The sequence below is a fragment of the Stenotrophomonas sp. WHRI 8082 genome (assembly GCF_040223995.2).
GTDB lineage: Bacteria > Pseudomonadota > Gammaproteobacteria > Xanthomonadales > Xanthomonadaceae > Stenotrophomonas.
Genome location: NZ_CP167826.1, coordinates 3,070,505 through 3,094,705, shown reverse-complemented (window position 1 = coordinate 3,094,705; position 24,201 = coordinate 3,070,505). Strand labels below are relative to the sequence as shown.

General features: G+C 66.3%; 16 protein-coding genes. 8 read left to right on the top strand and 8 right to left on the bottom strand.

Going from position 1 to position 24,201, the window contains the following annotated elements:
- Positions 1 to 48: 48 nt before the first annotated feature.
- From ABRP17_RS13435 to ABRP17_RS13425, 3 genes are read right to left on the bottom strand one after another with little or no spacing between them, the layout of a single operon-like run.
- Entirely contained in the window at positions 49 to 1,767 is a 1,719-nt protein-coding gene (locus ABRP17_RS13435; protein ID WP_349984614.1) for an alpha-amylase family glycosyl hydrolase, read from the bottom strand.
- Positions 1,767 to 3,266: an MFS transporter gene (locus tag ABRP17_RS13430; protein ID WP_349984615.1), complete on the bottom strand. Its 1,500-nt coding sequence runs from the start codon at positions 3,264 to 3,266 to the stop codon at positions 1,767 to 1,769. Before ABRP17_RS13430 ends, ABRP17_RS13435 begins: the two co-directional genes overlap by 1 nt.
- Entirely contained in the window at positions 3,263 to 5,476 is a 2,214-nt protein-coding gene (locus ABRP17_RS13425; RefSeq protein ID WP_349984616.1) for a Six-hairpin glycosidase-like protein, read from the bottom strand. The genes ABRP17_RS13430 and ABRP17_RS13425 overlap by 4 nt, the downstream gene beginning before the upstream one ends.
- A 237-nt stretch (positions 5,477 to 5,713) precedes the next feature.
- Here ABRP17_RS13425 and ABRP17_RS13420 point away from each other — a divergent pair, with 237 nt between their 5' ends.
- Together ABRP17_RS13420 and ABRP17_RS13415 are read left to right on the top strand one after the other, a co-directional pair.
- Positions 5,714 to 7,768: a glycoside hydrolase family 97 protein gene (locus ABRP17_RS13420; protein ID WP_349984617.1), complete on the top strand. Its 2,055-nt coding sequence runs from the start codon at positions 5,714 to 5,716 to the stop codon at positions 7,766 to 7,768.
- Positions 7,769 to 8,002: 234 nt separating this feature from the next.
- Entirely contained in the window at positions 8,003 to 10,765 is a 2,763-nt protein-coding gene (locus ABRP17_RS13415; RefSeq protein WP_349984618.1) for a TonB-dependent receptor, read from the top strand.
- A 575-nt stretch (positions 10,766 to 11,340) separates the two neighbouring features.
- Here ABRP17_RS13415 and ABRP17_RS13410 read toward each other — a convergent pair.
- Positions 11,341 to 12,957, bottom strand: a complete 1,617-nt coding sequence (locus tag ABRP17_RS13410; protein WP_349984622.1) for an alpha-amylase family glycosyl hydrolase — start codon at positions 12,955 to 12,957, stop codon at positions 11,341 to 11,343.
- Between the two features lie 226 nt (positions 12,958 to 13,183).
- On the opposite strand from ABRP17_RS13410, the gene ABRP17_RS13405 reads away from it, so the two are divergent.
- Positions 13,184 to 14,182, top strand: coding sequence for a polyprenyl synthetase family protein (locus ABRP17_RS13405; protein ID WP_349984623.1), 999 nt, complete (start codon positions 13,184 to 13,186; stop codon positions 14,180 to 14,182).
- Positions 14,183 to 14,446: 264 nt separating this feature from the next.
- Here the strand turns inward: ABRP17_RS13405 and murD are convergent, their stop codons facing one another.
- From murD to ABRP17_RS13390, 3 genes are all read right to left on the bottom strand, one after another.
- The gene (gene murD / locus ABRP17_RS13400) at positions 14,447 to 15,853 is read right to left on the bottom strand and encodes a UDP-N-acetylmuramoyl-L-alanine--D-glutamate ligase (RefSeq protein WP_349984625.1); all 1,407 of its coding nucleotides are present in this window, start codon (positions 15,851 to 15,853) and stop codon (positions 14,447 to 14,449) included.
- The gene (murL, locus tag ABRP17_RS13395) at positions 15,834 to 17,186 is read right to left on the bottom strand and encodes a UDP-N-acetyl-alpha-D-muramoyl-L-alanyl-L-glutamate epimerase (RefSeq protein WP_349984626.1); all 1,353 of its coding nucleotides are present in this window, start codon (positions 17,184 to 17,186) and stop codon (positions 15,834 to 15,836) included. Before murL ends, murD begins: the two co-directional genes overlap by 20 nt.
- 67 nt (positions 17,187 to 17,253) lie before the next feature.
- Positions 17,254 to 19,848, bottom strand: coding sequence for a bifunctional aspartate kinase/diaminopimelate decarboxylase (locus ABRP17_RS13390; protein ID WP_349984627.1), 2,595 nt, complete (start codon positions 19,846 to 19,848; stop codon positions 17,254 to 17,256).
- 75 nt (positions 19,849 to 19,923) lie between these two features.
- On the opposite strand from ABRP17_RS13390, the gene ABRP17_RS13385 reads away from it, so the two are divergent.
- Both ABRP17_RS13385 and ABRP17_RS13380 read left to right on the top strand, forming a co-directional pair.
- The gene (locus tag ABRP17_RS13385; protein WP_349984628.1) at positions 19,924 to 20,796 is read left to right on the top strand and encodes a PhzF family phenazine biosynthesis protein; all 873 of its coding nucleotides are present in this window, start codon (positions 19,924 to 19,926) and stop codon (positions 20,794 to 20,796) included.
- Between the two features lie 30 nt (positions 20,797 to 20,826).
- Positions 20,827 to 21,702, top strand: a complete 876-nt coding sequence (locus ABRP17_RS13380; RefSeq protein ID WP_349984630.1) for a PhzF family phenazine biosynthesis protein — start codon at positions 20,827 to 20,829, stop codon at positions 21,700 to 21,702.
- Positions 21,703 to 21,830: 128 nt separating this feature from the next.
- Here the strand turns inward: ABRP17_RS13380 and ABRP17_RS13375 are convergent, their stop codons facing one another.
- Positions 21,831 to 22,265 (bottom strand): OsmC family protein, encoded by a 435-nt coding sequence (locus ABRP17_RS13375; protein ID WP_188326434.1) that lies wholly within the window; start codon positions 22,263 to 22,265, stop codon positions 21,831 to 21,833.
- A 347-nt stretch (positions 22,266 to 22,612) separates the two neighbouring features.
- On the opposite strand from ABRP17_RS13375, the gene ABRP17_RS13370 reads away from it, so the two are divergent.
- From ABRP17_RS13370 to ABRP17_RS13360, 3 genes are all read left to right on the top strand, one after another.
- Positions 22,613 to 23,011 (top strand): HU family DNA-binding protein, encoded by a 399-nt coding sequence (locus ABRP17_RS13370; protein ID WP_188326433.1) that lies wholly within the window; start codon positions 22,613 to 22,615, stop codon positions 23,009 to 23,011.
- Between the two features lie 267 nt (positions 23,012 to 23,278).
- Entirely contained in the window at positions 23,279 to 23,587 is a 309-nt protein-coding gene (locus tag ABRP17_RS13365; RefSeq protein ID WP_349984632.1) for a DUF3861 family protein, read from the top strand.
- A 46-nt stretch (positions 23,588 to 23,633) separates the two neighbouring features.
- Positions 23,634 to 24,173, top strand: coding sequence for a hypothetical protein (locus ABRP17_RS13360; RefSeq protein ID WP_349984633.1), 540 nt, complete (start codon positions 23,634 to 23,636; stop codon positions 24,171 to 24,173).
- The last annotated feature ends 28 nt before the right edge of the window (positions 24,174 to 24,201 follow it).

Here is a 24,201-nt window from a genome sequence, read left to right as displayed (position 1 = left end):
CAGCGTGACGACCAACGGTCGTCACACACCGACGCAGGTGCGGAATGGTCAGGGGGTGGCCAGCTTTCGGCTACGGGCGTGCTGGTCGGACATGGCGCGGTCGAGCTCGGCGCGCAGGGCGTCCTGCTGCACCGGCGCGTCCAGTACGAACACCTTGATGCCATGCGCGGGGACATCGGCTTGCAGGGTGCCGGAAACTTCCACGCTGCCGCCGTCCAGTGCGTCACGCCAGGTGCCGGGCTGCACGTAGCGTGTCACCTGCATGCGCGCGTTCGCGTCCCCCTTGTTCAACAGCACAAGGGCCGTCTGCTTGACGCCGTCGTACTGCAGCACGCGGAAGAATACCGCCTCATTGCCCTGCAGGCGTTCGTTGACCTGCAGGCCGCGCTGCAGCGCCGGGGTGGCTTCGCGCAGCTTCGCCACGCGCTGCAGCGGGCCGAAAATCGGACTCTGCGGTGCGGCATCCACGCGCGGCTGGCCGAAGTACGCACGGTTCCCCGCGTGCTCGGCGCGGCCGCGCATGAAGCCGGTTTCCGATCCGTAGTACAGCACCGGAATACCGCGCGCGGTGAACAGCCAGTTGTTCGCATCGATGAAACCCGCATCGCTGGCATCCAGCCGCGGCATGTCGTGGTTGTCGTAGAAGCTCATCAGCTCGTACGGGTTGGCATACGGTCCGCCCAGCAGGTGCAGCGGCTCAGCCAACGTTTCGAACCCCTTCTGCTTCAAGCCGAACGTCTCCTCCATCGCCCCACGCGAGGGGAAATCCAGCACGCTGACGTTCGCGTTCGCCGGCCACGTGTGCTCGGCGATCTTCGCCGCGTCGTAGTCGAACGCTTCGCCGAACATGAACATGCCCGGGTGCTCGGCGCGCACGCGGCGCACGAACTCGTTCCACCACGGGTGCGGCAGCCAGCCGATGGTATCGATGCGCAGTGCATCCACGCCCTTTGCGGTCCACTGCAGGTAAGCGCCGACCAGGTAATCCATCACCGCCGGATTGTGTTCGTTGAAATCGCCAAGCTCGGCCAGGTTGCCGTCGAAGATCGAGCCCTTGGACGCATCCACCGGCCCGATGTTGTTGTAGAACGCGTGCAGCGGGTTGTGCTCCGGATCCAGCTGCTGCGGTGCCCGGTTTTCGTGGTCGGCGATCAGCGTGCCGTCCTTGTCGAAGATCTGCCCGAACTGGGGCTGGCGCACCGGCATCGTCCAGGACGGCGAGCCGTGGTTGCCGACGATATCCAGCACCACCTTCAACTTGGCCGCGTGCAGGCCCTTGGTGAAGTCGGCGAACTGCAGGCCGGCGCTGGGCAGGTGCTCGTCCACCTTGTAGAAGTTGGTGCCCCAGTACCCGTGATACCCGGTCTTGCCGCGGTCGGTCAGGGTGCTGGTGCAGCTGATCTCTTTGCTGCCGGTGAACGCCTGGTCCGGATTGTCGACGATGGGGGTGATCCACACCGCGCCGAAGCCCAGGTTGCGGATGTAATCCGCGTTGTCCAGCACGCCCTTGAAGTCACCGCCGAGGTAACCGATGTTGCCATCCACCTTGTCCGGGCACGGCACTGGGATATCAAAGGTCGGATGTTTGCCGCCCTGGTCACGATGGTCGTTGGACGGGTCGCCGTTGACGAAGCGGTCAGTGACCACGAAGTACACCGCATCACTGGCGAACGGCTCGGTGGTGCCCACGTATTCCGGGCGCGGCGCCGCGAGGGCTTGGCCAGCGACCAGGGCGAAACCTACCGCAACAGACAGACGCACACGCATCACACCACCTCCGGACGGTACGGAACACGCAGCACGCACAGGCCGGCCACGAGCAGGCTGCAGCCGCCCAGCACCAGTACCTGGATCGGTTGGCCACCCAGCCACGCACGCAGGGCAAAGCCGAGCGCGCTGGCGGCCACCAGCTGCGGGATCACGATGAAGAAATTGAAGATACCCATGTACACGCCCATCTTCGCCGCCGGCACACTGTCCGACAGCAGGGCATACGGCAGGGACAGGATGGAGGCCCAGGCAAAGCCCACGCCCACCATCGACAACAGCAGCCAGTGCGGATCGTCGATGAACATCATCGACACCAGACCGGCACCCCCCAGCCACAGGTTCACCAGGTGGCTCCAGCGCAGGCCGATGGCACGCACCATCAACGGGATCACCAACGCAGCCAACGCGGCGAATCCGTTGTAGGCACCAAACAGCACGCCGACCCAGTTCGCGCCTTCGTTGTAGGCGGCCGACTGCGGATCGGTGGAGCCGAAATGGGTACCGGCCACCGCCGCCGTGGTGTAGATCCACATCGCGAACAGCGCGAACCACGAGAAGAACTGCACCCACGCCAGCCGCCGCATGGTGCCCGGCATGTTGCGCAGGTCGTCGACGATGGTCGCCAGCATGTGTGTGCCGGGAAGCAAGCGGGCGATGCCCAGCAGCACGCCGTAAGCCGCACATAGTCCCGCCAGGACGTACAGCATCTTGTCGCCGCCCTGCCAGGCGATCAGTGCCGCCAGAACGCCACCCACCAGCAGCCACAGCACGATCTGCGCCCATGGCGGCACACCGCGCGCGGCTACCGCGTGCGCGTGCGGGGGCTCGGCATCGGCAAAGCCGGCCAGCTCGGTCGGGGAATATTCGCGCGTGCTCAGCACTGTCCAGGTGATCGCCGCCAGCAGTACCACCGCACCGAAGTAGAACGCATAGCGCACGGTGTCCGGCACTTCGCCCGGCGCGGCGGTATTGGCCACGCCGAAGTGGGCCAGAATGAAGGGCAGGAAGCTGGCCACGATGGCGCCCACCCCGATGAAGAAGCTCTGCATCGCGAACCCGGTGGGTCGCTGGCGCGGTGCCAACTGGTCACCGACGAAGGCACGGAACGGCTCCATCGACACATTGATGGACGCATCCAGCACCCACAGCGTACCCGCCGCGATCCACAGCGTCGGCGAGTTGGGCATCACCAGCAGGGCCAGCGTGGTGAGCACCGCGCCGATCATGAAGAAGGGGCGGCGACGTCCCCAGCGCGTCCAGGTGCGGTCGGACAGATAGCCGACGATCGGCTGCACGAGCAGACCCGTCAGTGGCGCAGCGATCCACAGACCGGGCACGGCTTCCATCGACGCGCCCAAGGTTTCGAAGATGCGGCTGGCGTTGGCGTTCTGCAGCGCGAAGCCGAACTGGATGCCGAGGAAACCAAAGCACATGTTCCAGATCTGCCAGAACGACAGCTGGGGTTTGTGCGGACGGTCAACAGCGGGACGGCTCATGGGTGGCCCCCTGCCACGGCGGCGATCGGTGCCAGCAGCAACGCCTTGACCTCGGCGTCGTTGAGCACGCCCGCGCGGCCGCCCTTGCCACCGGTGTAATGCGCGAAGTGCTGCAGCGCGCTCATGTTGAAACCGTCCTGCAGCTGGATCGCGCACGTGCCTGCCGGCAGGTCGAACTCGGCGGCGGTGGATTCCTGCACGGCCACGCTGTGCGGCATCACCACCGTGTGGGACTGCGCAGGCTGGCCAGCGCAGATGACTGCCAGCTGCTTCACCGCGGCGGTGACACCGGTATTGATCGGGCCGTTAGGGTTGTTGAACTGCAGGCGCGCGCGCACGCGCCCGGCAGCGGGCTGCGTCCATGACCACGTCTGCGCCCCAGGCAGGCGCTGCTGCGGACCGATGCAGGTGGTCGGGCTGTGCAGCGATTCCAGCGCGCTCTGGCGGTGGGTCAGACTGAGGCAGTGCTGCAGGCCGTCATCGGCTATATGCAGCTCGCCGTCGTGTACGGCGACCGCGGCACCATCGCGCCACAGCACGTGCTGGGCCGGGACCGCGATGGTCCAGTCGGTGCCCATCTGTCGCGCGACAGGCGCCGCCGGTGTTGCTGGTGCGTAGGCAGCTGCGTCCGCAGCTGGGCGGTCGGCGGCGATGCGCTGCGTGGGCCCCAACGCGGGGGCCGGTAGCAACTGCACGGTGGTGGTGTCACCGCTGCGCTGCACCTTTCCGGCGATCAAAAGCTCACCCTGCAGCGCTTTCGGCTTCAGCAGCACATAGCGCTTGCCGTCCATCTGCAGGCTGATCCGGTCACGCGTACCGAACAGCTCCGGCACCAGGGCCACCGGCAGCTTCGGCTGCACCCGGCCATCGGATTCCACGCCGAACACGCCCTGCAGCACCATATCCAGGTATCCCGCGACCGACCATAGCTGGCGCTCGGAGTTGACCACGGGGCCGCTCAGCGCCCCCTCGTCGACGTGGACCTTCTGCGTCAGCAGTTCGTAGTTTTCCATGTTCGAACCGGCCAACGCGGCACCGCGCATCAGCGATTCGATCTCGCGCTGTATCCGTGGTGCATCGTCCAGCACCCGCGCGGCACGCAGTGAGTACGCACTGACGAACGGCCAGATCGCGCGGTTGTGATAGACCGGCTGGGTACCTTCCTGCGGCCACACCACCGGGCTCCCCGCCGCACTCGCCGGATACGCCGAAAGTGCGCGGCGCGCGCGTTCGGTTGGCAGCACGCCAGCCAGAACGCCCAGCGACGTGGCCAGCAGGTCGTACTTCGCATAGGGCACCGGATGCGCGGCCTCGCCGATGTAGCTCATGTACTGGCCGGCCTCTTCGCGCCAGAAACGTGCATCGATCTGCAGGGCCAGCGCATCGGCCCAGGCCTTGTACTGCATCACGCGGGTGATATCACCGTGCTGGCCCGCCAGCTGCTCGCCGAGCCGCAGGGCCTGGTAATGCAGCACATTGGTGGACAGCGCGAAGGAGTCGCCGATGAAGCGCACGTCCTCCCGGGTCCAGTCGGGATAGGTCTGCTCGCGCCAGTCCAGGAATGACGTCTCGCCACGGTACAGGCCGATGCGGGCGTCGAACACCATCGCACGGTCCTGTGCCAGCGTGCCCTGCAGCGCCTGCCAGACCCGTTCGGCAAAGCCTTTGTCATCCAGCAGATGACGTGCGGCCAGGAACCACACCACCCGATCGCTGCTGATCGGCCAGCTGCCACCGGAGCCGGTGTCCTGCGCTACGAACAGGCCGGCCGTATGGCCATCGCGTGCTTCGGACAATTTGAACTGCAGCGACTGTCGGGTGCGCTGCGGATCCAGCCGCGCCAGCGCCAGATCGGCGGCGAAACTGACATCGCGGGTCCATACGTAGGGCCAGTTGGCACCGGTCTTGAAGCAGTCGCACGGCACTGGCCGGCCTTCGTCGAAAGACGGATCGCGGATCGCCTCCACGCGGTCCTGGTCCATTTCCTGCTGCGCAAGCGCAAACAGGGCGTCGAACATCGGGCTGGCGGTGTCGCTGCGCATCGGCTGCGCGGCAATGCGCACCTGGCGATCCGGCGTGTGCAGCACGAAGCCGCCACCGGCCGCGGATTCGGCATGCGCCTTGCGGCCGTCGAATTCCAGGTCGGCCGCATGCGCGGCCGAACCCAGCGTCGTCGCGATGGCGACGGTCAGGCAGATCATCTTCAGCATCGAAGCGGACGACCGGCTTGCGCCTGTCACCCTCCCTCCCTCTTTGCATGTTGTAGGTCCCTGCCTGCCAAGCGGCCGACGGGGGCGCAACGCCTCCCTCAAGGCATCGTGCGGACATGGTAGACGGCGTTCGCAGGGCACGCCCCGCCTGCATACGTATTCATGGCGCGGGGTGCCAGGCGCCCCTGACGGCTGGGCTATGGTCGGCGCAGTTCCTGCATTGCCCTGGGAGGGGACATGTCACTGTTTTCGTTGTTGCTGCGTGGCCGCACCGCGCCTTGGCTGGGCGTGGCCCTGCTGCTCGCCAGCCCGGTCCTGCTGGCTGCCACCCTGCCATCGGCCAGCGTGGAATCGCCCGCAAAGATCCTGAAAGTGACGCTGCAGGTGGATGGCGGCACTGCCCGCTACCAGGTGGAGCGACTCGGCGATGCCGTGGTGGAGTGGTCCAAGCTCGGCTTCGAGCTGCGGGATGGCCGGCTGGACCGCGACTTTGAAATCATCGGCAGCAGCACCCGCGCCTTCGATGAAACCTGGGAGCAGCCGTGGGGCGAGCGCCGCGTCACCCGCAACCACTACAACGAACTCACCGTATCGCTGCGCCAGACCGCCGGTGACAAGCGTCGGCTGGACGTGGTCTTCCGCGTCTACGACGACGGCGTTGGCTTCCGCTACGTGTTCCCGCAGCAGCCGGGAATGGCCGAGGCGATCATCGACGAAGAGCTGACCGAGTTCGCCATCGCCCAGCCGTCCACGGCGTGGTGGATCCCGGCCGGCGAGCCGATCCACTATGAGTACCTGTATGCGCGCACGCCACTGCAGGAAGTGCCGCTGGCACACACGCCGATCACCCTGCGCAGCCACTCCGGCCTGCACGTGGCCATCCACGAGGCAGCGCTGGTGGACTACGCCGGGATGTGGCTGCGGCGCACGGATGGCCAGCGCCTGCGCGCGCAGCTTTCGCCGTCGGCAGAGGGCTGGAAGGTCCGCCGCACCCTGCCCTTCAGCACGCCTTGGCGCACCCTGCAGATCGCTGACCGCGCCGGCGGGCTGGTGGAATCGGACCTGATCCTCAACCTCAATGAGCCCAATGCGCTGGGTGATGTGAGCTGGGTCAAGCCGTCGAAGTACCTGGGCGTGTGGTGGTCGATGCACCTGGACGAAGAAAGCTGGGCCACTGGCCCGCGCCATGCCGCAACGACTGCGAAGACGAAGAAGGTGATTGATTTCGCCGCCGCCAATGGCTTCCGCGGCGTGCTGGTGGAGGGCTGGAACCCTGGCTGGGACGGCAACTGGGTGGACAACGGCTACGACTTCGACTTTACCCGCGCCACTCCGGATTTCGATATCGAGGCGCTGTCCGCCTATGGTGCGAAAAAGGGCGTGCACCTGGTCGGCCACCACGAAACCGGCTGCGCCATCGAACACTACGAAGACCAGTTGGGCGCGGCGCTGGACCTCTATGCGCGCTTGGGCGTGGATTCTTTCAAGACCGGGTATGTCTGCGATGACGGCCAGGTGGACCGGCGCAACCCGGCCGGTGGCCCGCTGCTGCGCGAGTGGCACGACGGCCAGTTCATGGCCCGCCACCATCTGAAGGTAGTGCAGGAAGCGGCCGCGCGCCGACTGTCAGTGAACCCGCACGAGCCGATCAAAGACACCGGTCTGCGCCGTACCTATCCGAACTGGATATCCCGCGAAGGCGCGCGCGGCATGGAATACAACGCCTGGGGTCAACCGCCCAATCCCCCGGAGCATGAGGTCAACCTGGTGTTCACCCGCATGCTGGCCGGGCCGATGGACTACACCCCCGGCAGCCTGTCGTTGAAGGGACGCAACGGCCAGGCGATTCCCAGCACCCTCGCCCGCCAGTTGGCGCTGTATGTGGTGCTGTACAGCCCGATCCAGATGGCTGCCGATCTGCCGGAGCACTATCTGCAGCACCGCGACGCGTTCCAGTTCATCAAGGACGTCGCGGTGGACTGGGAACAGACCCGCGTGCTGGACGGCGAGGTCGGCGACTTCGTCACCATCGTTCGCCGCGACCGCAACAGCCGTGAATGGTTCCTGGGCAGCATCACCGATGAACACGGCCGCGTGCTGCCGGTGTCGCTGGGCTTCCTGGAGCCGGGTGTGCGCTACCGCGCGGAGATCTATCGCGATGGCGACGGTGCGGATTTCCGCAGCACTCCTTTTGCCTTCGCGCGCGAAACCCGCGAGGTCACCAGCGCCGACCAGCTCACCTTGATCCTCGGCCCCGGCGGCGGCCAGGCAATCCGCTTCATTCCGCTCTGAAGGGCCACGCGCTGATGGACAGCGGCCGTCACTACCCACACCCCGTCGCCGTCATCACCAACATGTAATCGCTTACACCGCATGCAACTGCATTGAATACGTATGCAGGCTGATTCCACTACCCGGCGCGCTGCATACCATAGCGACGCAGTCAGCGGCCACCGTGCCGCGACCCGTATCGGCCGTGCCGGCGCGGACCACAACTAGATTCGGCACCATTGCCTGGGAGGGGAAATGTCGAACCACAAGCGCAACACGCTGTCATTGGCGCTGGCCGTCGCACTGTCACCGGTACTCGCATTCGCGCAGTCCACCACGTCCACCACCGCCGGCCAGACTGGTGCGTCAGCGACGAACCTGGACGCGGTGCAGGTCACCGGCATCCGCCGCGGCATCGAGAACGCCATCGCCGCAAAGCAGGACGCCACCTCGGTGGTGGAAGTGATCTCCGCCGAAGACATCGGCAAGCTGCCTGATGTCAGCATCGCCGAATCGCTCGCCCGCCTGCCAGGCCTGGCCGCCCAGCGTGTCGCTGGCCGTGCGCAGGTGATCAGCGTGCGCGGCCTGTCGCCCGACTTCGCCACCACCCTGCTCAATGGCCGCGAAGTGGTCAGCACCGGCGACAACCGCAGCGTGGAGTTCGACCAGTATCCGTCCGAGCTGGTCAACGGCGTGACCGTCTACAAGACCCCGGATGCGGCACTCGTCGGCCAGGGCCTGTCGGGCACCATCGACATGCAGACCGCGCGTCCCTTGAGTTTCCCCGACCGCGTGATCGCGGTGAGCGGGCGCTACCAGAAGAGCTCGCTGGGCGATGCCGCTGGCGTGGATGAGTTCGGCAACCGCTTCAGCGCGAGCTACATCGACCAGTTCCTCGACAAGACCCTGGGTATTGCCATCGGCTACGCGCACAGCGATATGCCCATCCAGGAAAACCAGGTCGGCCTGTACGAGCCGTGGACCACCGAGAACACCGACAACGGCAACCGCCCGGGCCTGGCACCCGGCGTGGCCTTCAGCGACGGCATCAAGGCGTTGCGCCGCACCGGCAACAACAAGCGCGACGGGCTGATGGCCACCGTCCAGTTCCGCCCATCCAACAGCTGGACCAGCACCTTCGATGCGTTCCACACCGAAGCCGAGCAGATCGACACGGCCAACCAGTTCGAGGTCAACCTCAGCAACTTCAATGGCGGTTACACGCCAGGGCTTCTGATCAGCAATCCGCAGGTGAATGCCGACGGCACCTTCGCGGGCGGCACGGCCAGTGGTGTCTATCCGCTGGTGCGCGGCATGTACAACAAGCGCGAAGACAAGATCGATGCGTTCGGCTGGAACAACGAGTTCACCTTCGGCAATGGCGTCAAGCTGGTGGCTGATGTGAACTACTCCAAGGCCACCCGCGATGAGCTGAACCTGGAAAACAACCTGCAGCTGACCCCGATGCCACAGCTGGATACCATCGGCCTGGTGGTGAACCCGAACGGCTTCTCGCAGATCACCCCGGGCCTGGACTATTCCAACCCCGATGCGCTGTTCCTGACCAACACCATCTACGGCTCCGGCTACGGCAAGGTGCCCACGGTGGAAGACCGCCTGAAGGGTGCGCGCGTTGCCCTGACGCTGCCCGCGCCGGAAGCGCTCTCCCCGGTATTCGCTGACTTCGATATCGGCGTCAACTACGCCGACCGCCAGAAGGACAAGACCCAGGCCGAGGGCAACATCCTGCTGGGGGCACAGGGGGATGCGAACATCGCCGCCGACCTGCAGCGTGACCGGGTGAACCTGGGCTTTGCCGGCATCGGCTATATCCCAGCCTGGAACGTACCGGCGGCCGTGTCGCGCTACATGGTGTTCAATCCGGTCACCGACCTGGATTATCTGATCCCGAAGTCGTGGACGGTGCAGGAGAAAATCACCACCGCGTGGCTGCGCGCCAACATCAATACCGATATCGGCGTGGTGGGCGTGCGTGGCAACATCGGCGTGCAGATGCAGCATGCCGACCAGAGCTCGCAGTCGAACTACTTCGACCGCTCGCGCCCCGTTGGCCAGAACGTGCTCCCGATCGACGCTGGCAAGACCTACAACGATTGGCTGCCGAGCTTGAACCTGGCCTTCATGTTCCCGCACCAGCAGACCCTGCGTTTCGCTGCCGCCAAGCAGGTAGCGCGTCCGCGCGTGGACCAGATGCGCGCCGGCCTGGAGTTCGGCGTGGACACCGCCACCGGCCGTCCGGGTGGCAGCGGCGGCAATCCGCTGCTGGATCCGTGGCGTGCCACCGCGTTCGACCTGTCCTACGAAAAGTACTTCGCCGAGCGCGCCTACGTGGCCGCCGCCGTGTTCTACAAGGATTTGAAGAGCTACGTGTACACGCAGTCGGTGGATGACTATGACTTCTCCGACCTGCTGGCCAGCTATGTGCCGCCGCCGGGCATGGTGTCGCCGGTGCTGCAGACCGGCACGTTCTCCTCGCCGCAGAACGGCAAGGGTGGCACGCTGCGCGGCCTGGAACTGACTGCCTCGCTGCCGCTGGACATGTTCACCGAATCGCTGCGCGGTTTCGGCGTGCAGGCCAGTGCAACCTTCAATGACAGCGATATCGAGATCCTGGATCCGGAAAGTGCCTCCAGCGTCGGCAGCGACCCCATCGCCCTGCCCGGCCTGTCCGATCGCGTGTACAACTTCACCGCGTACTTCGAGCGTAATGGATTCGAGGCGCGCGTCAGCCAGCGTCGCCGGTCGGACTTCATCGGTGAGATCGGCAACTTCAACGGCAACCGCACGCTGCGCTACGTGGTAGGCGAGAACGTGACCGACGCGCAGGTCAGCTATACCTTCAGCGACAGCAGTGCGATGGCCGGCCTGACGCTGCTGCTGCAGGGGACGAACCTGACCAACGAGCCGTACCGCACCTATGCCGGTACGACGGACCGGCCGCTGGAATATGTCGAGTGGGGTCGCACCTACATGCTGGGCGTGAACTACAAGTTCTGAGATATTCAAGCGTTGAAACAAGAGGGCCCGCTGCCAGCGCAGCGGGCCCTCTTGGTTGAGTCAGCCCGGGCAGCCCGCGACCAACTTGCCGTCCTTGTTGCACACGCGATACACATTTGCGGCAGGGAAGGCCCCGAACGCGGCCGCCGAACTGCCGTCATCGCGTCGGCAGCCTGCCCATAGGTGGCACGTGCCGCCACTGCCAGCCCTGTATTCGACCTTCGTGAGCTGACAGGATGCCGCAGCGGGGGAGCGGCTGAAAGCATCCACGCAGATGGCATCATCGGACGGGTCACGAAAGGGTTGCTCGGAGGCTTGGGCCGTGAACGCGGAAGCAACCAGCAGGACACTGGCTGTGACAAACATGATTCGATGGAACTTCATAGCGCTCTCGCTGTTTGTGAGTGAGAGTGAAGCTTGTCTGCCTTGGCGCAGAATGGCCCTGAGCCAAGGGCTCGTTGGCGGGTCGGAAAACGTCGCGCTGATGGTGAAAAGGACAATGGAAAGCGTCCATTAAAAAAGGGACGTCGCTTTTTACAGCGACGTCCCTCAAGTACCACCAACGGAGAAATCGTTCAGCCGATGCGTCGGCCGCAGAACACCGAGTGCGCGGGCAGCACCAGTTCGGTGCCATCGGTCATCCCCGCATCCGGCCCAGGGATCGCTACAGCCTGCCACAGGCCAGCGGGCAGCGCATGACGCACCGATACCCCCGAGAGGTTGAAGGCCAGCAGCAGCTGCTCATCGGCGAGGGTGCGCTGGAACAACAGGACCGGCTCGGCCGATTCAAGGAAGCTGATTGCGCCATGCAGCAGCACAGGCTGTGTCTTCCGCCAGGCGAGGAATGCGCGGAAGGCAGAGAGTACTGAGGTCGGATCTTTCTCCTGTGTCGCCACGGAGACTTCCCGGTGTGCGTCTGGAATTGGCAACCACGGGGTGCCCGTAGTGAAACCCGCCCGAGGATCGTCGTTCCAGGGCAGTGGCGTGCGGCAGCCATCACGTCCCTTGAAGTTCGGCCAGAACGTGATGCCATACGGGTCCTGCAGCGCCTCGAAGGGCACGTCCGCTTCGCCCAGGCCCAGCTCTTCGCCCTGGTACAGGCAGATGGATCCGCGCAGCGAACACAGCATGGCCACCAGCATCCGCGCCAGGCGAGGATCGGCCGGATGGCCACCCCAGCGGGTCACCGCACGCTCGACGTCATGGTTGGAGATCGCCCAGCACGGCCAGCCCTCGGTCATCGCCGCTTCAAGGCGTGACACGGTTTCGCGGATATACGCTGCACTGTAATCCTGTACCAGCAGTTCGAAGCTGTAGCCCATGTGCAGGCGGGTGTCGGTGGTGTATTCGGCGGTGGTGGCCAGCGAATCCTCAGACGATATCTCACCCAGGCTGACAGCCCCCGGATACTGGTCGAGCAGTGCGCGCAGGTCTTCCAGGAACGGCAGGTTCTCCGGCTGCGTATTGTTGAAATAGTGGTATTGGTAGGCGTACGGATTATCCGGACTGAAGCCACGCCCTACGCGTTTCTCCACCGGCTTGGGCGGGTTGTCACGCAGCAGCCGGTCATGGAAGCAGAAGTTGATCGCATCCAGGCGGAATCCATCCACGCCGCGGTCCAGCCAGTAGCGGACATTCTCCAGCGTCGCGTTCTGCACCTGCGGGTTGTGGAAATTGAGGTCCGGCTGCTCGGCGAAGAAATTGTGCAGGTAGTACTGCTGGCGCCGCGGTTCCCACTGCCACGCAACGCCGCCGAACAGCGACATCCAGTTGTTCGGTGGCGTGCCGTCTTCGCGCGGATCCACCCACACGTACCAGTCCGCCTTCGGATTGCTGCGGTCCTGGCGGCTCTCCTGGAACCAGTCGTGTTCGCTGGAGGTATGGCTGAGGACCTGGTCGATCATGACCTTCAGCCCCAGCGCATGCGCCTTGGCCAGCAATCGGTCGAAGTCGTCCAGCGTGCCGAACAACGGATCGACGTCGCGGTAGTCGGCGATGTCGTAGCCGAAATCCGCCATCGGTGACTTGAAGAACGGTGATACCCATATCGCATCCACGCCCAGCGCGGCGATGTAGTCCAGGCGCTCGATGATGCCGGGCAGGTCGCCCACGCCGTCACCGTTGGCATCGAGGAAACTCCGCGGGTAGATCTGATAGATCACGGCGCCGCGCCACCATGGCGTATTGGACATCTGGCCCCCTCCGGGCTCTGTGGGCCAGCGCAGGGACGCGGGCCGGAATGCATCGGTGGAAGCTTAGCGGCGGGGGCCATGACAGGGGGCGGCCTGCATACGTATTCACGGCAAAGGCGGCCGGCCACTGCACCGCAACCTCCGCGCGCCGCGCCCGTCCTCCCCCAATGCGCCCGAATTCACGGCCAGCGCCTATAATTGGCAGCGAGCCTTGAAGCCAGACCGCATGACCATTCTCGAAGACACCCGTGCCGCCCTGGGCCTGCCCCAGATCCAGTCGCTTGCTGCCGCCGACATGGCCGCCGTCGATGCCCTGATCCGGCGCCGGCTTTCTTCCGATGTGGTGCTGATCAACCAGATCGCCGACCACATCATCTCGGCCGGCGGCAAGCGCCTGCGGCCGATGCTGGTGATGTTGGCCGGCCACGCGGTGGGCGGTTCGGGGCCGGAGCACCACCAGTTGGCGGCGATCATCGAGTTCATCCACACGTCCACCCTGCTGCACGACGACGTGGTGGACGAATCCAGCCTGCGGCGTGGTCGCAGCACGGCAAACGCCTTGTGGGGCAACGCGCCGAGCGTGCTGGTGGGTGACTTCCTGTATTCGCGCAGCTTCCAGCTGATGGTGGAACTGGACCGGATGCCGGTCATGCAGATCCTGGCCGACACCACCAACCGCATCGCCGAAGGCGAAGTGCTGCAGCTGCTGCACGTCCACAACCCCGATACCGACGAAGCCGCCTACCTGCGGGTGATCGAGCGCAAGACGGCGGTGCTGTTCGCCGCGGGCACGCGTCTGGGCGCCCTCGCCAGCGGGGTTGACGCGGCCATCCAGCAGGCGCTGTACGACTACGGCATGAATCTCGGCTATGCCTTCCAGATTGCCGACGACGTGCTGGACTATTCAGCCAATGCGGATGAGCTGGGCAAGAACCTGGGCGACGACCTGGCCGAAGGCAAGGCCACCCTGCCGCTGATCCATGCCATGGCCCATTCTGACGAAAGCACCCGCCAGCGCCTGCGCAGCATCGTGCAGGATGGCGATGCCTCGGCAATGCCGGAGGTGCTGGCCGCCATCCACGCCACCGGCGGACTCAACTACAGCCGCGCCCGTGCCGAGGAATACGCTGCCGCCGCCGAGCGCGCCCTCGACAGCCTGGCCGACAACGACGCCGTCGCCGCCCTGCGCGGCCTGGCCCGCTACGCCGTACAGCGCAGCCACTGACCCAACCGGTAGCGCCAACCCATGGTCGGCGAGCGCAGCGGAGAACGCGTGGTCGCCAGCATTCCGCCGAGCATGGCTCGGCGCTACCACGGCAGCCCCGTAGCGCCGACCCATGGTCGGCGAGCGCAGCGGAGAATGCGTGGTCGCCAGCATTCCGCCGAGCATGGCTCGGGGCTACCACGGCAGCCCCGTAGCACCGGACCCACGGTCGGCGAGCGCAGCGGCGAGCGCGTGGTCGCCAGCATCCCGCCACCGCGCCCCTTCTTACAGGCCGATGCCGGGGATGGCGCTGATCAGGTCGGGATCGAAGCCGGCCAACTCCGCGAAGTGGCGGCCGCGGGCGACATAGTCGCGGTAGGCGCCGAAGCTGGGGGCACCCGGGGACAGCAGCACGACACCGCCCTCGCTGCCCAGCGCGTTGCGCGCCTGCTCCATTGCGTCCGCCAGATCCCGAGCGGCGTGCAGGCAGAATCGTCCTGCCTCGGACAGGGGCTGCAGCAGTGCATTGATGCGCGGGCCATTGTTGCCCATCGTGACGACCGCCAGCGGCGGCTGGTCTTCCGCCATGTGGTGCACGAAATCACGCCAGTCCAGTCCGCGGTCATGCCCTCCCACCAGCAGGGCAATGCGCTGCCCGGCGAAACACTCAAGCGCCGCCAGACTGGCGTGCGGCGTGGTGCTGATCGAATCGTTGATGTAGACGACGCCGTCGCGGGCGCCGATCCGCTGCAGTCGGTTCGGCAGCGGCTGGAACGTCTCCACCGCGGGGGCCAGCGCCACGGCATCCAGACCGAGTGCTTCCAGCGCAGCCAGCACCGCGCACAGGTTGCCGCGGTTGTGGCGTCCCGGCAGCGGCGTACGCGCGGTATCGAACACCGCCTGCGGCCCGCGATGGACGACGTCGCCGCGCATGTGCCAGCCCGCTGGCTGGTTGAACCAGACCACCTGGCTGCCCGGCAGGGACAATGCCGCAAGATGCGGATCGGCTGCGTTGAGCACGGCAATGCGGGGTGCGCCCTCCGTCACCAGCTTCAACTTGTCGTCGATGTAGCGCTGTTCACTGCCGTGCCAGTCCAGATGCTCCGGGAACAGGTTCAGCACCACCGCGACCTGCGGGTGTGTGCCACTGCGCGCCACCTCGCCCGTCTGGTAGCTGGACAGCTCAACCGCCCAATAGTCCGGCGCGGGATGCGGCTCCAGCACTTCCAGCAGGGGCAGGCCGATATTGCCGACCAGCCCGGTGCGATGACCCGCTGCACGCAGCAGGTGTGCCAGCAGGGACGTGGTAGTGCTCTTGCCCTTGGTGCCGGTCACACAGATCGTGTTGTGCACCGTGCCGTCGGCTGCCGCGTGTTCGGCAAACCACAAGGCCGTGCCGCCGATGAACTGCGTGCCCTGCGCGGCTGCGGCCTGCGCCACCGGCAGGTACGGGCTGATGCCCGGCGACTTGATCACCACCTCGAAGTGGGCCAATGCGCTGGCGGTCGGCTCGCCACGCACGTCCAGCGCATCGCGGGCTTCGGCACGTGCCGCGTCGATCTCGCTTTCAGGGCAGAACAGGGTCAGAGGCAGCGCCGGCAGCCGTGCGCGCAGGACGGCGAACGCCGCGCGCCCCTCGCGCCCCCATCCCCACAACGCGACCCGTTTCCCCTCAAGCTGTGAAATCTGCACGCACGTGCTCCCACAGTGCCGCGGGAATACGGTGCTCGCCCTGCAGCTCCAACAGCGGCTCCAGCGCCAGCTCGCTGGCATCCAGCTGCGGCAGGATCTCGTTGCAGAAGCGCTTCACCAGCGCATCTTCCTTCCAGTCCGCGCGGGTCGCCAGCGTCGCCATGGCGGCGCGCGATTCGGTGCCCTCGCCCACGCACTCGAAGGGTTTGTGGTCCTGGAATTCCAGCAGCGCGTCGAAACCGCCCGCCTGGTCGAGATCGTCCAGCAGATTGCGCCCGAAGATGCGCACCAGCCGCGCCTTGGACATGAACGGTGCAAGCGCCAGGAAGACGAAGTGGCATTTCGGGCAGACCCCGCACCAGCGGTTCACCGGCCGCTCGCCAAGTATGTGGAAGTTGCGGTTGCAGCTGGAGAAATGCGCGTCGTAGAAATCGGTCTTGGTGAACTGCCGTGCGACCGCCAGCTCGGACATCGGACGCAGCAGCGAGTAGTACTGCAGGTCGGCGGCGACGTAGCGCTGCACGTGGTTGCCAAACGCCTGCTCAAACGCCCAGCCCTTCGACCACTGGTGGTTGACCTCGCCAGTGCCCGGAATCTGGCTGCCATAGCTGGCCGACCGCTCGTTGGAGAACACCACCTGGTCGGCGCCCTGCAACAGGGCCACCAGCACCATGATCGCCGAGTTCACCGCAGTGACGGGAATATGCCCGTTCCACGCGCCCTGGCGATTGAGTTCAAACAGCTCAGGTGCCAGTGCGCGGCTCAGGTTCAAGGTCGGCAGACCCGTGCGCTCTGCGCAGGCGCGGATCAGCTGCGAGCCCCCAATCCAGGTCACCGTTTCTTCGATGCCGGCACGGCGCAGCGCTTCGATGCTGACCAGCGAATCCTTGCCTCCACCAATGGCGACCAGCGCATGGGAACGCAGCCCCAGCGTCGGGGCGGCGACCTGTTCACCCTGCACGGGCAGGCGGAAGCGCCCCCGCAGATCCAGTCCGTTGCGGTAGGCGAACTCACCCAACCCGTTCAGGTAGACGGTCTCTACCAGCGCCGCCGTGGCGGCGTCGATGCGGTAACCGTCGATGGTCACGGTATCCGGCACCGCCGCCTTGTAGTAGCTGACGCCGGCGATCAGGTGCAGCAACTGCAGCGCGCGTTGTACCGCCGCGGCACGCTCGGGCTCCAGCACGAAGGGCGCGCCAGGCACGGTGATGGTCTCCACCATCTCCGGCCCTTGGTCGAAGGCATAGACCAGGCGGGCCACGCCGGTATCGACGGCGAAATCGCAGCGCACGAAACGGAAGCAGGCAACCTGGTGTTTATCGAAAGCAGTCATTTTTTATCCGGGTGGGGCACGTGACGCGCAGACGCGCGGACGGTGTCGGCAAGCAGTCGCGCACGATTCATTCCAGTACGTCCTCGTGCGGCAGCTCCCGCTGGTTGTAGGTACTGGCCATGACGTACCCGTAGGCGCCGGTGTCGGCCACCAGCATCACGTCATCCGGCGCGGTGGACGCGGGCAGCTTGCGGCGCTTGCCAAAAACATCGCTGGACTCGCAGATCGGTCCCACGACATCGAACACCGCCTCGGCGTAGCCGCCCTGGCGGCTCAGGTTTTCGATGTCATGCCACGCGTCGTACAGCGCAGGGCGGATCAGGGTGTTCATGCCCGCATCGAGTCCTACCCGGCGCACGCCCTCCTTCTCCACCACCTGCGTGGTGCGGGTCAGCAACACGCCCGATTCGGCCACCAGGTAACGGCCCGGCTCGATCGCCAGCCGGAATGCGGGATGCACGGCCTTGACCTCGGCCAGGCCGGCGGCCCACGCCTCCAGGTCGAAGGGCTCGTCCTCTTCGCTGTACGGAATCGGCATGCCGCCACCGATGTCGATGGTCTGCACCGTGCCGATGCGGCGTGCAAAGCCAGCCAGCTCGTCGCACATCAGGCGCCAGTGCTGGGCCGTCTCCACGCCACTGCCCAGGTGCGCATGCAGGCCTACCACGCTGGTGCCCAGTTCCGTCGCTACGCGGACGAACTCATCCACGCGCGACATCGGCAGGCCGAACTTCGATTCCTTGCCGCCAGTACGCACCTTGGCATGGTGGCCTTCGCCACGGCCCAGGTCGACGCGCAGCCACAGTTCGCGGTTGCGGAACAGGTCCGGCCAGCGCTGCAGGGCCTCCACGTTGTCCACGGTCACGGTGACGCCGAGGGCGAAACCGGCTTCGTACTCGCTGCGCGGGCAGAAACTGGGGGTAAACAGCACGCGCTTGGGCGACAGGTCCGGCAGGACGTTGAAGACGTGCTTCAGTTCGCCCTGCGACACGCACTCCAGGCCGAAGCCCTCGGCTTCCAGTGTCCGCAGGATCGACGGATGGCTGTTGGCCTTGATCGCGTAGTAACGCTGGTCGATCGGGGTGATCGCTGCCAGCGCGCGGGCGCGGGCACGCACGGTGGGCAGGTGGTAAACGTAGCGCGGGGTGCCGGCCTCGGCCAGCTGCAGCAGCTGGGCGCGATGCCCGCGCCACCACGGCGTGCCACGCGGGCGCACGGTGCCGGCGATCTCACGCCAGCGCGGTCCGAACACGGCGGTTTCTTCCACCGGCATGGCGCCGCTGTCGATCAGTTCGGCATGCAGGATCGGCAGCAACCCGTCCGCGTCGGTCTCATCGATCACGAAGGTCAGGTTGAGGTCGTTGGACGACTGCGAAATCATGTGTACACGCTCGCGCCCGAACGTCGCCCAGACGTCGGACAGCTTGTGCAGCAACGAACGCATGCCGCGGCCCACCAGCGTGATCGCCGCGCACGGCACGATGATCTTGACCTTGCAGATCTGCGACAGGTCCGCCGACAGCGCCGACAGCACATCGGTGTTGACCAGATTCTCGGACGGGTCCAGCGAGACGGTGACGTTGGTTTCCGCCGACCCGATCAGGTCAACGGACAGCCCATGCTTCTTGAACAGCCCGAACACATCCGCCAGGAAGCCGACCTGCTGCCACATGCCGATGCCTTCCATCGACACCAGCACGATGCCGTTGCGGCGGCTGATCGCCTTGACGCCCGGCACCGGTGCGGCATCACCGTCGATGCTGGTACCCGGCAGCTCGGGGCGTTCGGTGTCCAGGATCGCCATCGGCACGCCGGCGTCGCGGCACGGCTTGATCGAGCGCGGGTGCAGCACCTTGGCGCCGGTGGTTGCGATTTCCTGCGCTTCGTAATAGTCCAGACGCGTCAGCAGACGCGCATCCGGCACATCCTTCGGGTTGGCGCTGAACATGCCCGGCACGTCGGTCCAGATCTCCACCCGGCTGGCGCCCAGCAATGCGCCGAAGTAAGCGGCCGAGGTATCCGATCCACCGCGCCCCAGGATCGCGGTACCGCCGTCGGCATGCCGCGAGATGAAGCCCTGGGTGATCAGCAGGCGCGTCGGCTGCGCGCGGAAGCGCTGCGCCCAGTCCGCATTGGACTTCCACTCGCAGTTGACCGAAAGCCGCTGCGACCACGTGCTCTGGTTGGGCTGCGGCGGCAGTGCATCCAGCCACTCGCGGGCGTCCATCCAGCCCATGTCCAGGCCGTTCTGGCGCAGGTAGGCGGCACCGATGCTGGAGGAGAGCAACTCGCCCTGCCCCAGCACCTCGGCCTGCCAGTCCAGGGTCCGCTCGCCGGCACGGGCATCGTCCAGCAGTGCCTGCAGGGCACTGAGGCGTTCCGCCAGCACGGCACGTTCCAGGCCCAGTTCGTCCAAGAAGGCCTGGTGGCGTTCGACCAGCGCCGCCACGCGGTCACGGCTGTCGGCCGCGCCATCGGCAATGGCGGTCAGTTCGTTGGTGACCCCGGACAGCGCCGAGACCACCACCAGGACGCGCGCGCCGGTTTCTTCCGCGCGTTTCTTCGCCAGTTTCCCGATCGTGTCCCAGCGATGGCGACGCGACACCGAGGTGCCGCCGAACTTGAGGACGATCCAGCGATCGACAGGAGAAGAAACAGGCATGGAAGTATTCTGGTCTAGGTGGGGAGCCCGCTCGCAGGGAGCGGAACCCCCGATTCTAAGCCCAAGAGACCGCCGATGACCGCTCACCGCTACCTCCAGCTCGATGTCTTCGCCCCGCAGCCCGGCACGGGCAACCCGCTCGGCGTGGTGTTCGACGCCGACCGGCTGACCACCGACGCCATGCAGGCACTGGCCGCTTGGCTGAACCTGTCCGAGACGGTCTTCTTCGTAACGCCGACCGTACCGGGGGCGGACTACCACATCCGCATCTTCACGCCTGGCAGTGAGCTGCCGTTTGCCGGCCACCCCAGCGTGGGCGCGGCATGGGCAGCGGTGACCAGCGGCTTGGCGAGCGCCCGCGAGGGACATCTGCTGCAGCAATGTGCCGCCGGCCTGCTGCCGGTGCGCGTGACCGGTACGTCCGAAGCGCCTGTGATCCACCTCGCCAGCCCGCCGGCCCGTGCATGTTCGGTCGAGGCGGGAACCCTTCCGCAGACGCTGCAGGCAGTGGCCGGGCCTGACGCTCAGCCCGAACTGTGGGACAACGGACCGCGTTGGTGGCTGCTGGAAGCGCGCGATGCGGCCAGCGTCCGCGCTCTGCGACCGGACATGGCGGCGCTGCGTGACTGGACCAACGAAACCGCCGCGACGGGCGTGGCCGTGTTCGCGCCTGAAGCGTGCGACGGCCACGACCTGGTGGTGCGTGCCTTCTGCCCGGGCGATGCGGTGAACGTGCCCGAAGATCCGGTCACCGGCAGTGCCAACGCCTTGATCGCCAGCGTGCTCGCCCAGCGCGGCCAGCTACCCGGCCAGGACGGGCGTTACATCGCCAGCCAGGGCCGCGAGGTCGGCCGCGACGGTCGTGTCCACCTGCATGTCGACAGCACCGGTGTCGCCTGGATCGGGGGCCACGTGCAGCCGATCATCGACGGCACGGTGCACTGGTAAGCTGCGCGGCCAAACCATGGAGCGTTGCCGATGACCACCCGCCGATTCCTGCAGCTGGATGTCTTCTCCACCGGTGCCGGAACGGGAAATCCGCTGGCCGTGGTCCTCGATGCCGAGGGCCTGGATGACGCGGCCATGCAGGCCATCGCCCGCTGGACCCGGTTGCCGGAAACCACCTTCGTGCTGCCCGCCGTCGATGCGGCCAGCAGCTACCGGCTGCGCATGTTCAGCCCGCAGAAAGAGGTGCCCTTCGCGGGCCATCCCAGCATCGGAACCGCGCATGCGGTGATCGAAGCCGGGCTGGCGTCGCCGCGGGAGGGCCTGCTGGTGCAGGACGGCATCGCCGGCCGGTTGCCGCTGCGCGTCGAGGGGGAAGGACAAGAACGCCGTATCGCCATCCGCACGCCACGTGCTTCAGTCGCTGAGGTCGTGGACGCCTCCGATCCGCGCCTGGCCGCTGCCATCGCGGGCTGGCCGCTGGGTACTCTGCCGCCGGCGCGCATGCAGGGCGGCCGCAGTTGGTGGGTCGTCGAGGTGGCCGAAGAATCTGCGTTGCGCGCCCTGACGCCGGACTGGGACGCCGTGGCGGCGCTGGCGGAGGACACCGGAAGCATGGGCGTGTTTGCGTACGCCCGGTCTTCCGGCAAGCCATGGGATGTCGCGGTGCGGGCGTTCGTCGGGAACGGAAGGCGCTTCGAAGATGCCGCGTCGGGCGCGGCGAATGCCGTGTTGGCAGCGTGGCTGGATGAGCGCGACGCCATGCCGCGCGGGCGACGCGAGTACACGGCCAGCCAGGGTCGCGAAGTGGGTCACGATGCGCGCCTGCACCTGGCCGTGGATGATGCGGGCGAGGTCTGGTCCGGTGGCCAGATCCTGACGGTGATCCGCGGCACCATCGACTGGTAGGCAGCACGCTGAGAGGCCTAGGTAGTGACGGCCGCTGGCCGTCACGATGTACGTTGTCCTGCTGACGGCCAGCGGCCGTCACTCCCGGTTGCCTGCTGACAGCCAGCGGCCGTCACTCCGTTGGTCGGTCAGTCGAGCAGCTTGGCGTCCAACGTCACGGGCACGGCGCTGAGTGCTTTCGACACCGGGCAGTTCTGCTTGGCATCTTCGGCGATCGCACGGAACTTCTCCGCTTCGATCCCCGGCACCTTGGCTTCGACCTTCAAGGTGATCTGGGAGAGCTGCGGCCCGCCTTCCATCGACAGGTCGACTTTGGCTTCGGTATCGAGCGAGGTCGGCGGAAAGCCCGCTTCGGTCAGTTTGGCCGACAGCGCCATGGTGAAGCAGCCTGCATGCGCGGCAGCGATCAATTCTTCCGGGTTGGTGCCTTTCTCATCACCGAAGCGGCTGCTGAAGGCATAACGGGTTTTGTCCATCAAGCCACTCTGCGGCGTGCTCAATTGTCCCTTGCCTGTCTTCAGGTCACCTTCCCAGTGCGCGGTAGCGTGGCGCGAAATGCCCATTGCATGACTCCTTCGGTTGGATTCGGGACCACCCTACCCACCGCGCCGTTAGCGCAGCGTCGGCTGATGCAACGCCACGATGAAGGTCCGCCGACGAACGGCGTGCGCGTGCTGCTTGCCCTGCCGGATTTCCGCACAGCGCGGTTTTTCCGAGCAAATTCCACGCCTTCCACCGTCCCGCGCATGCGGCGTGCAGCTGAGCGCCCCCCGACCAAGGTCGAGTGATCGCGAAAAAAGCAGGCTTTTCCGCGTATAACCTATTGGCGGCGCCTTGTAGTTGCCCTACATTGCGTTTGCCGACGGGGTCGGCATGACCACACAACCAACCGTTTACGGAACAGGAAACCATGGCAAAGACCGCTAAGAAGGCTGCCCCGAAGAAGGCAGTAAAGAAAGTCGCGACCAAGGCAGCTGCCAAGCCGGCCGCGCCGAAGCCGATCAAGGAAGTGCTGACCAAGTCGGGCCTGGTTGCACACATCGTGGAAGCCTCCGGCGTTGTCGCCAAGGATGTCCGCGCTGTACTGGCCTCGCTGGAAAGCGCCGTCGCCTCGTCGGTCCACAAGAAGGGCGCTGGCAGCTTCACCCTGCCGGGCCTGCTGAAGATCTCCACCGTCAGCGTCGCCGCCAAGCCGAAGCGCAAGGGCATCAACCCTTTCACCAAGGAAGAGCAGTGGTTTGCTGCCAAGCCGGCCACCACCAAGCTGAAGGTGCGTCCGCTGAAGAAGCTCAAGGACGCCGCGCTCTGATCGCGTAGGCATACCGGGTTTCACCGCGAACGGGACGGCTCAGGCTGTCCCGTTCGTCGTTGTGGACCGCGATGCGGCCCCGCGCAACACAGTGTGCCGCCGGCTCGCGTTTCGCTGCGCTGCACCTCGTTGGCCTTGCCGTGCAAGGTTGGCACCGCTTCCGCGGATGCCCGCTGGCGGGATGGTGGAACACTGCGTGCAGCCGGCTTGGTCGTCGCCCTGTCCTGACAGCCCTATGGTGGTCGCACCCCCCAACGGATGCCCGCCATGGCCAGCCCCTCCACCCGCTACCGCCTCACTGTCACCCCGATTGAAAAGGACGGCATCCAGTGCAGCGGGCGCTGCACCATCGAGCTGGAGCACCGTGCGCAGAACGACTGGATGCGCCAGCTGGAGCGCGCGCCGCGACTGGCCGGTTTCAGCGGGGACGAGCGCGCGTCGGTATTGGTCGCCACGCAGATCCTGCGCGATGTGCTGGACCGGCATTCCGACGAGTCCGGTCATCCGCTTGTCGCCCATGCCGGATCCCTGCGCGACGCATTGGACATTCTGGATGCCCTGCACCGCCCCGCCTGAGGTCGACGCTGGCTAGACTGTCCGCTGGCCAACCGGGATCTCGGGAATGACGAAGCGCGCTATCTGGTCTGTACCCGCGATGCTGATCCTGCTGTGCGCGTGCCAGCGGGTTGCCGACCCCACCCCGACGCGCAGCCCCGGTGAAAGCGAGAGCCCCGATCAGGCCGCTGACACGCAGCAGGCGACCTCCGCAGTGCCGGTGCGGCCCTTGTCGCTGCCGCTGCTGTCTGCGCTGCCGCCCAGCGCGCAGGACCCGGGCGGGGTGGTGCGCGACTATGCCGTGCAGCTGCTGAAGCGCGATACGACCGCGGCCGATGCGGCGTGGATGGTCCCCCCGCCCCCCGGCCGTGCCGATGATGCCGCCCTGCGTGAGCTGCGCGACGTGCTCACCCTGCGCGTGGACACGCAGTCGCCGCGGGCGCGCGACCAGCAACAGCCCAGCCATCTGATCGAAGTACCGGTGCGGGTACGTGCGGTCACATCGACGGGCACGCTCCGCTATACCGGCTGGTACCGGTTGATCCCCGACACTGCACGTAACGCCTGGTTGATCCACTCGGCCAGCCTGCAGCCGGTGCTCGACTGAGCGCGTTGTCCACGCGCCGTTCAGTGCA

Bases quoted from the DNA above. Each gene is read 5' to 3' on its own strand.
- ABRP17_RS13360 (WP_349984633.1), top strand. From the start codon at position 23,634: ATGACGAAGCGCGCTATCTGGTCTGTACCCGCGATGCTGATCCTGCTG.
- ABRP17_RS13415 (WP_349984618.1), top strand. From the start codon at position 8,003: ATGTCGAACCACAAGCGCAACACGCTGTCATTGGCGCTGGCCGTCGCA.
- ABRP17_RS13390 (WP_349984627.1), bottom strand. From the start codon at position 19,848: ATGCCTGTTTCTTCTCCTGTCGATCGCTGGATCGTCCTCAAGTTCGGC.
- ABRP17_RS13405 (WP_349984623.1), top strand. From the start codon at position 13,184: ATGACCATTCTCGAAGACACCCGTGCCGCCCTGGGCCTGCCCCAGATC.
- ABRP17_RS13435 (WP_349984614.1), bottom strand. From the start codon at position 1,767: ATGCGTGTGCGTCTGTCTGTTGCGGTAGGTTTCGCCCTGGTCGCTGGC.
- ABRP17_RS13380 (WP_349984630.1), top strand. From the start codon at position 20,827: ATGACCACCCGCCGATTCCTGCAGCTGGATGTCTTCTCCACCGGTGCC.
- ABRP17_RS13425 (WP_349984616.1), bottom strand. From the start codon at position 5,476: ATGCTGAAGATGATCTGCCTGACCGTCGCCATCGCGACGACGCTGGGT.
- ABRP17_RS13420 (WP_349984617.1), top strand. From the start codon at position 5,714: ATGTCACTGTTTTCGTTGTTGCTGCGTGGCCGCACCGCGCCTTGGCTG.
- ABRP17_RS13375 (WP_188326434.1), bottom strand. From the start codon at position 22,265: ATGGGCATTTCGCGCCACGCTACCGCGCACTGGGAAGGTGACCTGAAG.
- ABRP17_RS13385 (WP_349984628.1), top strand. From the start codon at position 19,924: ATGACCGCTCACCGCTACCTCCAGCTCGATGTCTTCGCCCCGCAGCCC.
- ABRP17_RS13430 (WP_349984615.1), bottom strand. From the start codon at position 3,266: ATGAGCCGTCCCGCTGTTGACCGTCCGCACAAACCCCAGCTGTCGTTC.
- murL (WP_349984626.1), bottom strand. From the start codon at position 17,186: ATGACTGCTTTCGATAAACACCAGGTTGCCTGCTTCCGTTTCGTGCGC.
- ABRP17_RS13365 (WP_349984632.1), top strand. From the start codon at position 23,279: ATGGCCAGCCCCTCCACCCGCTACCGCCTCACTGTCACCCCGATTGAA.
- ABRP17_RS13370 (WP_188326433.1), top strand. From the start codon at position 22,613: ATGGCAAAGACCGCTAAGAAGGCTGCCCCGAAGAAGGCAGTAAAGAAA.
- ABRP17_RS13410 (WP_349984622.1), bottom strand. From the start codon at position 12,957: ATGTCCAATACGCCATGGTGGCGCGGCGCCGTGATCTATCAGATCTAC.